The sequence below is a fragment of the Humibacillus xanthopallidus genome (genome assembly GCF_006717145.1).
GTDB classification, from domain to species: domain Bacteria; phylum Actinomycetota; class Actinomycetes; order Actinomycetales; family Dermatophilaceae; genus Humibacillus; species Humibacillus xanthopallidus.
The window spans coordinates 219,622-232,548 of the sequence record NZ_VFQF01000002.1 but is presented as its reverse complement, the minus strand read 5'-3'; the positions used below and the strand labels follow the sequence as shown (position 1 = coordinate 232,548).

Sequence of the window (12,927 nt, the reverse complement as noted above, 5' to 3'; positions counted from 1 at the left end):
CGCTGCGCCGAGTCGTGGACTCGGCGTAGCGGTCAAACGATGGATCAAGCCCATGAGGCTTCCCGTCGAGTGGCGCAGCCGGTGTCAGTTCCGAAGGCGCGGCAAAACCGCGCCGTTTCGGACAATAGGACTGCGTGTGACCCATGTCTCGATTTCGGCGAAATCGACCCGGACACCAACCCTGACAGCGATCTCAGCATTCGAGAAGCGCGCCCACCACGTGGACCTCAGCGACTTTCGTGATACTCGAAAGAGTCTGTGCTGCAACGCAATTCAGTGAAGCACTCAGAACTCCGCCACCGGGAGGAACAGCCTTCAACCTGAGAAGGAAATTCTTCGCTCTGTCACAAAACAGCACCTACCGCACAGATCGAAAAAGCAGCGCTCGGTCACCTTCGGCGCCCCGTCGGCCCGGTCGGAGCGCCCTCTCGATCGCGGGTGACGGGCCCCCGCCGACCGAGCGACCCTCGCGCGGGCGGGGTGGGTATGGCACCGTGACAGCCGAGACCGTATGCCGTGCAGGAGGTGCCGCCGTGAGGCTCAGTCACAGCCAGGTGCTTGCCGCACCCATCGACCACGTGTGGGCCAACTTCATGGATCTCGAGGTCGTCGGCCGGTGCTTCCCGGGGGCGACCGTCACCGAGGTCGAGGGCGACGACTTCGTCGGCAACATCCGCTCGAGGCTCGGCCCCCTGACCGTCTGGTTCGACGGCGAGGGCTCCCTGACCGAGCGACGCACCGACGGCCACCGGGCGAAGATCGAGGCCACCGGCCAGGAGCGGCACGGGCTCGGCAAGGCAACGATCGCCGTCGCGGTCGTGCTCTCGCAGGCCGAGGGCCACACCGAGGAGCGGCCGGCCACCCGCGCCCGCATGACGACGGACCTGCAGTTCTACGGCGCGGCGCTCGAGGTCGGCAAGGGCCTCGTGCAGCGGGCGTCCGACCCCCTCGTCGAGCGCTTCCTGCACCGCATGGCCAGCCCTGACGCCGCCACCGCGCCGGGTGAGGACGACGGCGATGCAGTCGACCTGTGGAGGTCGGCGACCGACCTGCTCGGCTCCTTCACGGGCCGTCGGCGTCGTCGCTCGTGACGCGTCGATGAAGGTCGCCGTCGTCGGGGCGAGCGGCTACGTCGGCTCCCGCCTCGTGCCCGAGCTGTTGCGACGCGGCCACGACGTCGTGGCCACCCACCATCGAAGCCCGCCCGCCGCATACCCCTGGTCGGGAGACGTCGAGTGGCGGCGCGTCGACGTGCACGACGAGGAGGCGGTCGTGGCGGCGCTCGGCGGGGTCGACGCGATCTCCTACCTCGTGCACGGGCTCGACGACGCCGACTTCATGCGGCTCGACCGGCAGGCCGCCGACAACGTCGCGTATGCCGCGGGCGTCGTCGGCGCGACCCGTCTCGTCTACTTCTCGGGCATCGTTCCCGACCTGCCGCCCGAGGAGCTGTCCGACCACCTGCTCTCGCGGCTCGAGGTCGAGCAGATCCTCGCGACGGCCGACACGTCGGTGCTCACCCTGCGCGCGTCGATGGTGGTCGGCGCCGGGTCGACGAGCTTCGAGGTGATGCGGCAGACCTCACAGCGGCTCGGTGTCGTGCAGACCGTTCCGGCCTGGATGGGCAGCTCGGTGATCCAGCCGGTGTCGGTCACCGACGCCGTCTACTACCTCGCCGAGGCGATCGAGCGCCCCGAGATCACCGGGCACCTCGACGTCGTGGGGCCGGACCGACTCAGTTACATGGCGCTGCTGCGCACGTATGCCGGGGCAGCCCGGCTGCGTCGCGTGCAGCTGCCCGTGTGGCTGGCTCCTGTCGACGTCGTCGCGCGGGTCGCGGGTCGCCTCGTCGACGTGCCCGCGCCGGTCGTCGAGTCGCTGATCCCCAGCCTCGGGCACGACATGGTGGCCGACCGCGACGCCGCCGATGTGTTCGGCGAGCCGGTCGGCGGCCGCCTCACCGTGGCCGAGGCGATCCGCCGGTCGCTCGCGACGCCGCGCGCGTCGGCTGCGAGCTCTGACGCTGAGGCCGACACGGTGGCCGACTTCAGCGACCGCGCCCCTGACGGCGCCGCCGTGGGCGGAGACCCGCAGGCCCCCTCGGTGGGCGACCCGGCGTGGGCGCGCGACCGCTCCGTCCTCGACTGGCTCCGCGGCGCCCTCCCGAGTCGCTGACCCCTCCCTCCAGTCGAGTGCCCACTTCCGACAGGAGGTGTGCCGCCCCTTTCAGGAGCTCGTGACCTCGACGTCCCCGGAGCCGGTCCTGATGGTGAGCCGGCTCTGGCTGCCGGGGTCGACGCGGGCCGAGACGTCCTCCTCGCCCGAGCCGGTCGTGATCGCCGTGGCGTAGCCGCGGTCGTCAGGCACCCGCACCGACACGTCGCCGGAGCCGGCCTCGAGGGTGAGGCTCGTCGGCGCCGTCTCGAAGGAGAGGTCGATGTCGCCGCTGCCGGCGGTCGCCTTGAGCGTGGCGCTGGCGAGGTCGCGCCCGTCGAGCCGGCCGGAACCCGTCTTCACGTCGACCTCGCCGAGGGCGCCGACGAGCTCGACGTCGCCGGAGCCGCCCGTGATGGCGACCGCCGTCGTGTCGGGAACGATGACGACGTAGTCGACGGAGCAGAAGTCCACCACCCCGTTGCACGCGGACCCGATCTGCAGGGTCTGGCCCGACCACGTCTCGCTGACGGCGGGCCGCGACGAGCCCTGGCCCCAGCTGAGGTGGCGCACCACCTCGACCCGCCCGCTCGTGCCGCCGCCGCGCACCTCGACGTCGTCGGCGCCGCCGTCGATCGTCACTGCCGACACGGGTTGCGCATAGACCTGGCGTTCGTCGGCCGAGTGCCACGCGCCACCGGTCAGCGATGTCCAGGCGCCGGCCCCGACGAGGCTGCCGACCACGAGGGCCGCGCCGAGCCCGGCCAGGACCCAGTAGGGCCGGGTCGATGCCCGGTTCACCTGCTCCCCGGCCGCGTCGCCCGGCTCCGCCTGGCGGTAGTCGTCGCCGTGGATGCGGTCGTCGGGCACGGGTCTCATCGGGTCGGTGCTCATGTGGATCCCCCTCATCCGAGTACTCGCGACAACCGTAGGGGCACCCGCGCGCCCACGACCACGGGTTTCCGGGCCCATCACGGATGCCCACGACGGAGCCATGGTCGGGCGCAGGTGGCGCCACGGAGTCCTGCTCGGTGCGGCATGCTGGGGGCGCACGCAGCACCGACCTCCGGAGGACCGCATGACCGAGCAAGCCGTCCCGCAGCCCCCGCGCGAGATCCCGGCGGGGTGGTATCCCGACCCCGAGGGCAAGCCGCAGTCCCGCTACTGGGACGGCGCCTCCTGGACCGAGCAGGTCGGTCCGCTCCTGCCGCAGGCGCAGGCCCCGGCGCCGACCATCTCGGCCGCCTTCGTCCCGGTGACCCACGACGCCTCCGGCAACCCGGTGAGCGACCGGTCACGACTGGCGGCCGCGCTGCTCTGCTTCTTCGTCGGCGTGCTCGGCGTTCACCGCTTCTATGTCGGCAAGGTCGGCACGGGAGTGCTTCAGCTGCTCACCTTCGGGGGCCTCGGCATCTGGGCCCTCATCGACCTCATCCTCATCCTCGTGGGCACCTTCCGCGACAAGCAGGACCGCGTCCTGCTCAACTGGTGACCCACCCGCCCGGCTGGGGATCTCCCGGCCGGGCCGCCTCCACCCGATCCCGTATGCCGTGCAGCATCTTGCGCGTCATGAGCGCGCTTCCAGCCGCCAGCGGTTCGACGACGAGCCGTGACGCCGGCGTCGTGTAGCCGTAGCGCTCCCGCACGATGAGGCGCGTGCGCAGTCCGGGGTGGCGCCGCACGACGAAGGCCCACGTGAAGTCGTAGGGGGGAGCCGGCTCCCCCGGTCGGGCCCGACCGTCGACGACGAGGCTGTGGCCGGGGTTGAACTCGGCGACGACGAGCGCGAGCTTCGGGTGCAGCCGGAACGGGTCTCCGACCTGCACGTCCTGCCACTCGGGGTGGATCCGGTCGGCGCTCTCGATCTCGCAGCCGGCGAGGTTCTCGAGGCGGTCGTAGCTGTAGAACCCGCCCCGGCCCTGTCCGAGCTGGGCGACCCACGGCCAGACCTGGTCGGGCGTGGCGCCGATGGTGACCGCGCGGGTCGCGACGAGGTCGGCCGCCGGCAGCAGGTCATCGCCGGGCAGGGTCTCGACCGGCTCGCCGCCGGAGGCGCCGTAGTGCAGGTAGGTCCACCGGAAGGTCCACCCGGCGAACGCCGCCGCAGCGGCAGCGCCGCCGATCAGCCCGGCGCGCGTCAGCTGCCGGACGCGGTCCGGCGTCGCGCGCTCCTGCTCGTGCATGCCCCCATCGTGTCACCACCGACGCCTCGCCGGACCCACACCCCGAGGCTGCCCTCACACGTGGAGGTCGCCAGCACACGGCATACGGTGTGCCGCTGGCTCGGACGTGTGCGCCAACCCGAAGGGGCAGGCCGCTCATCGCGGTGGGCTGCCCTCACACGTGGAGGTCGCCAGCACACGGCATACGGTGTGCCGCTGGCTCGGACGTGTGCGCCACCGCCCGAAGAGGGCCGACTCTCATCGCGGTGGGCTGTCCGTGGCCATGGCTACGATCGGCGGGTGAGCGCCAAGCCCGCCGTCGTCGCAGCGCCCAGTCCGTCGAGCCCGACGGGGGTGCAGGAGGTGCGTGTCTCGAGCCCCGACCGGGTCCTCTGGCCGGCGTCCGGCATGGCGGACGGTCAGCCGGTCACGAAGCTCGACCTCGCGGCATACCTCGTGGCGGTGGGCGAGCCCCTGCTGAGGGCACTCGGCGACCGGCCGGTGACGCTGCAGCGCTTCCCCGAGGGCATCGAGGGCGAGGAGTTCTTCTCGAAGAACCCGCCCAAGGGAGTGCCCGACCACACGCGGACCGTCATGTGCACGTATCCCTCGGGGCGCAGGCACCCGCAGCTCGTCATCGACGAGGTGGCGGACGCCGTCTGGGCGGCGCAGATGAACACCATCACCTTCCACCCGTGGCCGGTGCGCACCGACGACGTCGACCGCCCCGACGAGCTGCGCATAGACCTCGACCCCCAGCCGGGGCGAGGGTTCACGGATGCGGTCGAGGCGGCATACGCCCTGCGCGAGGTGATGGCCGAGATCGGGCTGACGGCGTGGGCGAAGACGTCGGGCAACCGCGGCGTGCACGTCTATGCCCGCGTGGCGCCGACGCACGAGTTCCTCGACGTGCGCCACGGCGTCATCGGGATCGCGCGTGAGCTCGAGCGGCGCCTGCCCGACCTCGTGACGACGTCGTGGTGGAAGGAGGAGCGCGGCGAGAAGATCTTCGTCGACTTCAACCAGGCGTGCCGCGACCGCACGATCGCGTCGGCCTACTCGCCGCGGCCGCTGCCTGGGGCACCCGTGTCGACGCCGGTGACGTGGGAGGAGCTGGGGTCGGTCGACCCCAAGGAGCTGACGCTGCGGACGGTGCCCGGTCTCGTGGCCGAGCGCGGCGACGCGTGGGAGGGCATCGACGACGCGGTGGGCGACGTCGCTGCTGCCCTCGCGCTCTGGGATCGCGACGTGTCCGAGCGCGGGCTCGGCGAGCTCAACTTCCCGCCCGACTACCCCAAGATGCCGGGCGAGCCCCCGCGCGTGCAGCCGAGCAAACGGCGCACCGACAAGGCCGACGCCGACTACATGGCGCCCAAGGCCGAGCGCGACGCCGACCTCCTCACCACCTGGGGTATGCCGGTCGTCCCCCCGGTGTCGCCCATGCTGGCCAAGCCGGTCAAGGACTTCTCGGCCGTCAAGGCCGACGTGCTCTACGAGCCGAAGTGGGACGGCTTCCGGTCGATCATCTTCCGGTCGGGTGACCTCGTCGAGATCGGCTCGCGCAACGAGAAGCCGATGACGCGATACTTCCCCGACGTCGTCGAGGCGGTGCTCGCGAACTTCCCCGAGCGGGCCGTCATCGACGGCGAGATCGTGCTCGTGTCGCCGTCCTCCGGTGACCGGCTCGACTTCGACCTGTTGCAGCAGCGCATCCACCCTGCCGCGTCACGGGTGAAGAAGCTGGCGGCGGAGACGCCTGCGTCGTTCGTCGCCTTCGACCTGCTGGCCCTCGGTGACGAGGACTACCGGGGGCGGCCCTTCAGCGAGCGCCGGGCCGCGCTCGAGAAGGCGCTCGCTGGTGCTGCTGCGCCGATCCACCTGACCGCGGCCACCGCCGACCGCGACGTGGCGAAGGGCTGGTTCACGCAGTTCGAGGGGGCCGGGCTCGACGGGGTCATCGCCAAGCCCGTCGACATCGCCTACGAGCCCGACAAGCGGCTGATGTTCAAGATCAAGCACGAGCGCACCGCCGACTGCGTCGTCGCGGGCTACCGCGTGCACAAGAGCGGGCCCGACGCGATCGGCTCGCTGCTGCTCGGGCTCTACGGGTCGGACGGCAAGCTCGCCTCGGTCGGGGTCATCGGCGCCTTCCCGATGGCACGGCGCAAGGAGCTCTTCGAGGAGCTGCAGCCACTCGTCGCCGAGTGGGACGAGCACCCGTGGAACTGGGCGGCGCCGTCAGAGGGGGGCGACGGCGTACGCACACCGCGGTCGTCGGAGTACTCCCGGTGGAACAACCAGAAGGACCTGTCGTTCGTGCCGCTGCGCCCCGAGCGGGTCGTCGAGGTGCGCTACGACCACATGGAGGGCACCCGTTTCCGTCACACGGCGCAGTTCGTCCGGTGGCGCGAGGACCGCACCCCCGAGTCGTGCACCTTCGAGCAGCTCGACGAGCCGGTGAGCTACGACCTCGCCGACGTGCTGTCTGCCGGCGGCTCCGGCTGAGGCGATGTCGTGCCGTCAGTACCGTCAGTGCCGTCAGTGCCGGCGCTGGGGACGGTGGTGGTGACGGTCGGCGGCCTCGCGAAGCTGCGAGATGACCTTGCCCTCGGCGTCGTTGAGGGCGTCCTTGGTGTCGGTCAGCTCGGAGATCCCGATGAGCGTGGGCAGTCCGGCGACGCAGAGCTCGATCGAGGTGCGCATTCCGGGGTTCCCCCGCTCCTTGACCCGCAGGCCGATGTAGACCTTCGACGGGTCGAAGCGCTCGAGGTGGTGGAAGAGCTGCGTCAGGGTGCGCTCGATGAAGGGGAGATCGTCCTCGTGGTATCCGTCTTCGAGGCGGACTCGCTCCATGAAGAGGGCCGGAGTGCTCATTGCTGGCTCCTTTGCCGCATGGACGCCGGTGTCGGCGTCACCCGAATTCTATCGAGCAGCACTGCGGCCCCACATCGCCCGAGCCGGTGAGAGTGCTCACCGTCCGATGGGTTGCGGGCGGCCCGAGCGAGGCGAGTCCCTGCCCGGCTGCTCAGGGAACGATGACCGCCCTGCCGCGCAGCGTTCCCGCGTGCATCCGCTCGTATGCCGTGGGGGCGTCGTCGAGCGAGAACGTCTCGGTCTCGACGTGGATGAGTCCGCTGCGCGCGAGCTCCAGGACCTCGAACAGCTCGCTCCGGCTGCCCCAGTAGGGCGCCCGGACCTTCGTCTCCCACGGCAGGGTGAAGATACCCACGGGCACGGCGCCGGGGCCGACCCCCACGACGACGATCTCGGAGTCGGGGTGGGTGAGCTTGGCGGCCAGGGCCGTGGTCGGTTCGATGCCGACGAAGTCGAAGACCGCGGTCGCACCTCGACCCACGCCCAGGGCGCGGACCTGCTCGACGGCGGACTCGTCGGAGCGGAAGGTGTGGTGGGCACCGACGTCCTTGGCGAGCTGGAGCTTGTCGTCGGAGACATCGAGTGCGACGACGATGGCCGGTGACATGGCCCGCAGGATCTGGATGCCGATGTGGCCGAGGCCGCCGGCACCGATGACGACGGCGATCGAGCCGGGCACGAGGGCCGGGAGGCTCGGCTTGATCGCGTGGTAGGGCGTCAGGCCAGCGTCGGTGAGCGAGACGTTCTGAACCAGGTCGAGGTCACCCAGCGGGACCAGGTGACGCTCGTCGTCGACGAGCATGAACTCAGCCATCGCGCCGGGCGCTCCGAGGCCCGGGGGCACGATGTGTCGCTCCGCCGCCACGTGGCAGTAGTTCTCCTCTCCTCGGGCGCAGGCCGGACAGACGCCGCAGCCCCACGGGCCGTAGACCGCCACGGAGTCACCGACCGCCACCGCGGTGACTCCCGCGCCGACCTCCGCGACGATGCCGGCGCCCTCGTGTCCGAGCGTCAGCGGCAGGCCGTAGACGTAGGCCTCCTCCGGCAGACCCATGACGAACTCGTCGGAGTGGCAGGCGCCGGCTGCCGTCACCTTGAGGAGCACCTGACCGGGTCCTGGGGTTGGCTTCTCCACCTCCATGACCCGTGGCGGTTGGCCGATCTCGACATACTGCAGAGCCTTCATGGGTTCACCTTCCGCGAGCCTCGATGAGTCACCGGGTCGTGACGCTTCGACGCTAACAACGCGGCGGTGTCGCATCACCCGTATCGCCGGGAGGTGTTGGCAGTCACAGAGAGCTCAGGCGTTCCTGTCAACGAGCGGCAGGCTCGGCCGCGCACATGGACGCGGGCCGCCCCCCCACGACCTCCGTCGGCGACCGGGGGCGGCCCGTTCGAGATCAGGCGGGCCACACGGTCAGGCTGGCTGCACGGTGTAGACGACGGTCTGCACGCGGATCATGCCGTCCTTGAAGATGAACGTGTCGATGCCGTTGTCGACCCTGCGGCCCCCGCCCGTCGCCTTCCACTCGAGGTAGAGGACGTCGTCGGCGAACGTCTGGTCGAGCTCCCACTCGGCCTGCGGCACGTCGCTGAGGAGCTGGGTGAAGACCTCGCGCGCGCCGTCCTTGCCGCGGTAGACCTTGCGCTGCACGACGAGGACCGCGTCGTCGGCGTAGTCCGCGATGATCTCCTCGAGGTCCTCGGCGCCGAGTGACTGTCCGTGGTGCGCGAATACCTCTTCGGGGGTGCGTGCCATGGGAGCTCGCCCTTCCTTCTCTGTGTTGTCTGGTGAGGTCCCCTGGCGTCTCGAGTCTGCTCGCGCAGCCGGACCGTTGTCCATGACGCCCGTCACGTCGCTCGGCGTCTGCTGCCAGACTCCGAGGGTGAAGCGGTCGCCCTACCTCGTCGCGCTCGGAGCGCTGCTGCTGCTCGGCGGCCTCATCTGGACCGCACAGGGCCTCGGGGTCATCAGCCCGGGCGCGGGCTTGGACGCGGGGACCGGCCCCACGGTGTGGGCCTTCCTCGGTCCCGTCATCGCGCTCGGCGGCCTCGCCCTTCTCGTGTGGCCGCCACGCCGCCGCTGATCGTGCCGCTGAGCAGCCCCTCGGCTACCGGCCGAGCGTCCAGTCCGCGACGAGCAGGCCCGGCACTCGATCGAACTCGCGACGGTTGTTCGTGACCACGGTGAGGCCTCTCGAGCGGGCGTGTCCCGCGATGAGGACGTCATATCCACCGATGGGCTGACCGAGGTCGGCGAGCGCCGCGCGGATCTCGCCTGCATGTTCTGCCGCTTCGGCATCGAGGGGCAGCACCGTGACCAGGCTGAGGAACTCGGTCACGGCACGCCGGTTGTCCACGCGCGCGGCAGACCGCTCGATGCCGTAGTGCAGCTCCGAGACGGTGACAGCCGAGACTGCAAGGTGGTCGGCGTGGTCGCGCAGGTTGGAGCGCAAGGCCTCGGTGGGACCCCGCAGGGCGAAGACCACGATGTTGGTGTCGAGCAGGAACCTCGCGCTCACCAGCCCGGCCGCTCCTGGACCGGCGGCTGTTCGCGGTCCACCAGGAAGTCCGCCGTGACGCGCAGACCGTGGTCGAACCAGTAGTCGACGCCGGAGCCTGCGGGCGTGAGGATTCGAGCAGACCCGACGACGAGCACGTCGACCGATCGCACGCCCTCGGGGAGCGCCACCTCCTTGGGCAGCCGGACTGCCTGCGAGCGGTTGGTGCGGAAGACTGCGGCCCTCACCATGTCGAAACCCCCTTGGGACATACGTCACGTGTATACCGCCATCGTCGCACACCCCGCGCCACCAGGCAGCACGTCACCGCGAGGGCGTCTGCGGTCGCAGACGATGGGGCAGCATGGGTGGCGTGCCCGATGACTTCCTCATCGCCCGCAACCCGGACGAGGAGAGCACCCTGCCCTACCTCATCCGGATCCCGTTGGGCCCCAACGGGATCGTCGTCAAGGCCAAGGAGATGTGGCCGCGGACGAGCAAGGTCTACTGCCACCGCGCCGAGGCCTGGCCGGCCGATGCCGACGTCCTCGAGCGCGTGCCGACGCGGGTCTGCGTCAGCCGCGGCGCCTCGATCGAGCTCGTCCTCGACCGAGGCCGCGAGAACCGCTCGCAGTTCGTCCTGACGCGGGCCAAGGGCCGACCGGTCATCTTCTGGCAGAGCGCACGCACGGCGAAGCAGGCGCGCCCCAACGTCCGGCTCCCCACCGCGCGCCCCGCGACGAGCGAGCCCGCGCACCTCGAGGTGCTCGTCGACAGCCACGAGCGCTACGCGTGGCGCTTCAGCCACCAACAGGTCGTCACCGCCGCGCGCCACCTCGACGTCGGCGACTACGCCGTCGAGGCCGACGGCTCCGTCGTCGCAGCGGTCGAGCGCAAGTCGCTCGAGGACCTCGTGTCCTCCCTGCTCAACGGCACGCTGCGGTATGCGCTCGCCGAGCTGAGCGGCATACCGCGGGCGGCCGTCGTGGTGGAGGAGCGCTACTCGCGCATCTTCTCCCTGACCTACGTGCGCCCCGCGGTCGTGGCGGACGCCATCGGGGAGTGCCAGGCGCGGCACCCGTCGGTGCCCATCATCTTCGCCGAGACGCGCGCGCTCGCCCAGGAGTGGACCTACCGCTTCCTCGCGGCTGCTCGGCACGAGGTCTCGCTCGAGGGAGCGGCCGCCGACGAGCTCGGCGCACTGGTGCCGGCAGGCCCCCTTCCGCCGGCGCCCGAGCCGACCCGCACGCGCCGCTCCCCCAGGACGTCCCAGCCGGGCGACCGCCCCGAGACCGCCGTCGTGCGGGCGTGGGCGGTCGGGCAGGGCTTCGACATCGCCGACCGGGGGCGGTTGCGCCCCGAGGTGTGGCTCGCTTGGCAGGAGGCGCACCCCGCCACCTCACCGACGGCGTCGACCTGACAAACGGCATCGGCCCTGACGCCCGGCGCGTCAGAGCTCGTGGTGCACCTGTGGGTGTTGGTGCAGGTGCTGGTGCACGTGCAGGCGGATCGACGGGTCGGCGACGAGCTCGTCGCCGTGCCGGTAGAGCCGCGCGAGCGGCACGGCGTGCTCCGGCGCCTCACCGAGGGCGTGCTCGGCGAGCATCACGTGCGGGCGTTCGACGAAGCGCCCCGGCACGAGCCCGCTCGGCGCGGCCACCTCGTCCGCCGGCTCCTCTGCCCACGCGATGACGAGCTGCACCCGCCCGTGGCTCTCGCGCACGACCGAGCTCGCGTCGACGCTGCGACGCTCCGTCAGGACGATCTCGCGCCCGAGCACGTCGATCGCGACACCGGGTGAGACGTGCACGGTGTTCCACTCGACCGTGACCTCGAGCCCCACGGCGATGCCGTCACCGTGCAGGGCCCGGTTGTGCAGCCAGAGTCGCTCCCTCGCCTGGACCTGCTCGGCTGCCAGGTCGCTTGCCGTCAGCGGGCGCCCGGAGAAGTAGTTGACCCTGCTGCGCTCTCCCGTGGGCTCCCACATGCCTCGCTCCTCGTCATCGCGAATCGCCTCTCCCCCCCATCGTCGCCCCTGACCCTGAGCACGTCTGCAGAACGGACGGGGGTGCCGCCGCAGTAGCGTTCGACCATGGAGCCACGCGACGAGCTCAACACCCTGATCACCGGGCTGCGCCGCTCGGCCGCCCTCAGCGTGGCGGCCGAGCTCGGCATCTCCGACGAGCTCGCGGACGAGCCCGTGTCGATCGCGAGGCTGGCCACCCGCGTCGGCGCCGACGGCGACACGCTGCACCGCCTCATGCGCGTGCTCGTCGCGCTCGGCGTCTACGCCGAGACCGCCGACGGGCGGTACGCCAACACGAGCCTCGGCGAGTGCCTGCGCTCGGACGTGCCCGGGTCGATGCGCCCGCTGGCTCGCACCTTCCAGGACCCTGCGACCTGGGCGGCCTGGGGCCACCTCGCACACAGCGTGCGCACCGGGGACAACGCCTTCGAGGCCCTCCAGGGTGTCGACGTCTGGTCCTACCGGGGGTCGCACCCCCAGGCCAACGCCGTCTTCAACGCGACCATGGCGTCACTGACCTCGCGGATGGCGAGCGCTGTGGCCGCGGCCCACGACTTCGAGAAACTGTCCACCGTCGTCGACGTCGGGGGCGGCGACGGCGTGCTGCTCGGAGCCGTCCTCGACCGGCACGAGCATCTCACCGGCACGGTCTTCGACCTGCCCCAGGCCCTGCCCGCCGGTCCTCCGGACGGCGCGAGCGAGTCGGTCGCCTCACGATGGTCCGCGGTCAGCGGTGACTTCTTCGAGGCGGTTCCTCCCGCCGACGCCTACCTGCTCAAGAAGGTGCTGCACGACTGGTCCGACGACCAGTGCGTCCTCATCCTCTCGACCTGCCGCCGAAGCCTCAGCCCCGGCGGCGTCGTGCTCGTCGTCGAGTCGCTGCTCGACCGGCCCGGCCGCGAGCTCGAGGCCGCCCTCTCCGACCTCAACATGCTCGTCATGCCCGGAGGTCGCGAGCGCACGACGGAGGAGTACGACGCGCTCTTGGCGGCCGCCGGGCTCCGGCTCGCCCGCGTCCTCGAGACCCCGACCGAGGTCGTCATCCTCGAGGGTGTCGTCGACGGCGGCCACGCCGGCGGGCACTAACGCGGCGCGCCACCCGGCTGACACACGGGCCGGCCACACGGCATACGGAATCTGCGGTGGCGGGTCTGGATCGGCGGGCGCCCAGGGTGTAGGCAGGACATGGGCGCGGCTCCCGCGTTCCCCC

The 12,927-nt window shown here is 71.3% G+C and carries 15 protein-coding genes; 7 read left to right on the top strand and 8 right to left on the bottom strand.

What is annotated here, in order from left to right; genetic code table 11:
• Positions 1 to 533: 533 nt before the first annotated feature.
• Both FHX52_RS12155 and FHX52_RS12150 read left to right on the top strand, forming a co-directional pair.
• The gene (locus FHX52_RS12155; RefSeq protein WP_141822372.1) at positions 534 to 1,091 is read left to right on the top strand and encodes an SRPBCC family protein; all 558 of its coding nucleotides are present in this window, start codon (positions 534 to 536) and stop codon (positions 1,089 to 1,091) included.
• A 7-nt stretch (positions 1,092 to 1,098) separates the two neighbouring features.
• On the top strand, positions 1,099 to 2,175 hold the full coding sequence (locus FHX52_RS12150) for an NAD-dependent epimerase/dehydratase family protein (protein WP_185747260.1): 1,077 nt from the start codon (positions 1,099 to 1,101) through the stop codon (positions 2,173 to 2,175).
• Between the two features lie 51 nt (positions 2,176 to 2,226).
• Here FHX52_RS12150 and FHX52_RS12145 read toward each other — a convergent pair whose 3' ends face one another.
• Complete coding sequence (locus tag FHX52_RS12145; protein ID WP_185747259.1) at positions 2,227 to 3,048, bottom strand: DUF4097 family beta strand repeat-containing protein; 822 nt, start codon at positions 3,046 to 3,048, stop codon at positions 2,227 to 2,229.
• Positions 3,049 to 3,232: 184 nt separating this feature from the next.
• Here FHX52_RS12145 and FHX52_RS23875 point away from each other — a divergent pair, with 184 nt between their 5' ends.
• Complete coding sequence (locus tag FHX52_RS23875; RefSeq protein WP_185747258.1) at positions 3,233 to 3,646, top strand: NINE protein; 414 nt, start codon at positions 3,233 to 3,235, stop codon at positions 3,644 to 3,646.
• On the opposite strand, the gene FHX52_RS12135 is transcribed toward FHX52_RS23875, so the two are convergent.
• Positions 3,636 to 4,337, bottom strand: a complete 702-nt coding sequence (locus FHX52_RS12135; protein ID WP_141822363.1) for an SRPBCC family protein — start codon at positions 4,335 to 4,337, stop codon at positions 3,636 to 3,638. The two genes, FHX52_RS23875 and FHX52_RS12135, sit on opposite strands and share 11 nt — an antisense overlap.
• 279 nt (positions 4,338 to 4,616) lie before the next feature.
• Here FHX52_RS12135 and FHX52_RS24675 point away from each other — a divergent pair, with 279 nt between their 5' ends.
• Positions 4,617 to 6,821, top strand: coding sequence for an ATP-dependent DNA ligase (locus tag FHX52_RS24675; RefSeq protein ID WP_141822361.1), 2,205 nt, complete (start codon positions 4,617 to 4,619; stop codon positions 6,819 to 6,821).
• 33 nt (positions 6,822 to 6,854) lie between these two features.
• Here the strand turns inward: FHX52_RS24675 and FHX52_RS12125 are convergent, their stop codons facing one another.
• From FHX52_RS12125 to FHX52_RS12115, 3 genes are all read right to left on the bottom strand, one after another.
• Positions 6,855 to 7,190 (bottom strand): hypothetical protein, encoded by a 336-nt coding sequence (locus FHX52_RS12125; RefSeq protein ID WP_141822359.1) that lies wholly within the window; start codon positions 7,188 to 7,190, stop codon positions 6,855 to 6,857.
• A 151-nt stretch (positions 7,191 to 7,341) separates the two neighbouring features.
• Positions 7,342 to 8,376 carry an NAD(P)-dependent alcohol dehydrogenase gene (locus FHX52_RS12120; RefSeq protein WP_141822357.1) on the bottom strand — a complete coding sequence of 345 codons (1,035 nt, stop codon included), beginning with the start codon at positions 8,374 to 8,376 and terminating at the stop codon, positions 7,342 to 7,344.
• A gap of 231 nt (positions 8,377 to 8,607) precedes the next feature.
• Positions 8,608 to 8,949, bottom strand: a complete 342-nt coding sequence (locus tag FHX52_RS12115; protein WP_141822355.1) for a nuclear transport factor 2 family protein — start codon at positions 8,947 to 8,949, stop codon at positions 8,608 to 8,610.
• Between the two features lie 127 nt (positions 8,950 to 9,076).
• Between FHX52_RS12115 and FHX52_RS12110 the strand changes: the two genes are divergently transcribed.
• Positions 9,077 to 9,277: a hypothetical protein gene (locus FHX52_RS12110; RefSeq protein WP_141822353.1), complete on the top strand. Its 201-nt coding sequence runs from the start codon at positions 9,077 to 9,079 to the stop codon at positions 9,275 to 9,277.
• Positions 9,278 to 9,301: 24 nt separating this feature from the next.
• On the opposite strand, the gene FHX52_RS12105 is transcribed toward FHX52_RS12110, so the two are convergent.
• Positions 9,302 to 9,712: a type II toxin-antitoxin system VapC family toxin gene (locus tag FHX52_RS12105; protein ID WP_221630587.1), complete on the bottom strand. Its 411-nt coding sequence runs from the start codon at positions 9,710 to 9,712 to the stop codon at positions 9,302 to 9,304.
• The gene (vapB, locus tag FHX52_RS12100; protein WP_281288004.1) at positions 9,709 to 9,942 is read right to left on the bottom strand and encodes a type II toxin-antitoxin system VapB family antitoxin; all 234 of its coding nucleotides are present in this window, start codon (positions 9,940 to 9,942) and stop codon (positions 9,709 to 9,711) included. The genes FHX52_RS12105 and vapB overlap by 4 nt, the downstream gene beginning before the upstream one ends.
• A 122-nt stretch (positions 9,943 to 10,064) precedes the next feature.
• Between vapB and FHX52_RS12095 the strand changes: the two genes are divergently transcribed.
• Positions 10,065 to 11,111: an ERCC4 domain-containing protein gene (locus FHX52_RS12095; RefSeq protein ID WP_246069943.1), complete on the top strand. Its 1,047-nt coding sequence runs from the start codon at positions 10,065 to 10,067 to the stop codon at positions 11,109 to 11,111.
• A 30-nt stretch (positions 11,112 to 11,141) separates the two neighbouring features.
• On the opposite strand, the gene FHX52_RS12090 is transcribed toward FHX52_RS12095, so the two are convergent.
• Positions 11,142 to 11,678: a hypothetical protein gene (locus tag FHX52_RS12090; RefSeq protein ID WP_141822349.1), complete on the bottom strand. Its 537-nt coding sequence runs from the start codon at positions 11,676 to 11,678 to the stop codon at positions 11,142 to 11,144.
• A 105-nt stretch (positions 11,679 to 11,783) separates the two neighbouring features.
• Between FHX52_RS12090 and FHX52_RS12085 the strand changes: the two genes are divergently transcribed.
• Positions 11,784 to 12,803, top strand: coding sequence for a methyltransferase (locus FHX52_RS12085; RefSeq protein WP_141822347.1), 1,020 nt, complete (start codon positions 11,784 to 11,786; stop codon positions 12,801 to 12,803).
• The last annotated feature ends 124 nt before the right edge of the window (positions 12,804 to 12,927 follow it).

Coding starts and splice junctions, on each gene's coding strand:
- FHX52_RS12150 (WP_185747260.1), top strand. CDS start 1,099: ATGAAGGTCGCCGTCGTCGGGGCGAGCGGCTACGTCGGCTCCCGCCTC.
- FHX52_RS12145 (WP_185747259.1), bottom strand. CDS start 3,048: ATGAGCACCGACCCGATGAGACCCGTGCCCGACGACCGCATCCACGGC.
- FHX52_RS12125 (WP_141822359.1), bottom strand. CDS start 7,190: ATGAGCACTCCGGCCCTCTTCATGGAGCGAGTCCGCCTCGAAGACGGA.
- FHX52_RS12085 (WP_141822347.1), top strand. CDS start 11,784: ATGGAGCCACGCGACGAGCTCAACACCCTGATCACCGGGCTGCGCCGC.
- FHX52_RS23875 (WP_185747258.1), top strand. CDS start 3,233: ATGACCGAGCAAGCCGTCCCGCAGCCCCCGCGCGAGATCCCGGCGGGG.
- FHX52_RS12120 (WP_141822357.1), bottom strand. CDS start 8,376: ATGAAGGCTCTGCAGTATGTCGAGATCGGCCAACCGCCACGGGTCATG.
- vapB (WP_281288004.1), bottom strand. CDS start 9,942: ATGGTGAGGGCCGCAGTCTTCCGCACCAACCGCTCGCAGGCAGTCCGG.
- FHX52_RS12135 (WP_141822363.1), bottom strand. CDS start 4,337: ATGCACGAGCAGGAGCGCGCGACGCCGGACCGCGTCCGGCAGCTGACG.
- FHX52_RS12115 (WP_141822355.1), bottom strand. CDS start 8,949: ATGGCACGCACCCCCGAAGAGGTATTCGCGCACCACGGACAGTCACTC.
- FHX52_RS12090 (WP_141822349.1), bottom strand. CDS start 11,678: ATGTGGGAGCCCACGGGAGAGCGCAGCAGGGTCAACTACTTCTCCGGG.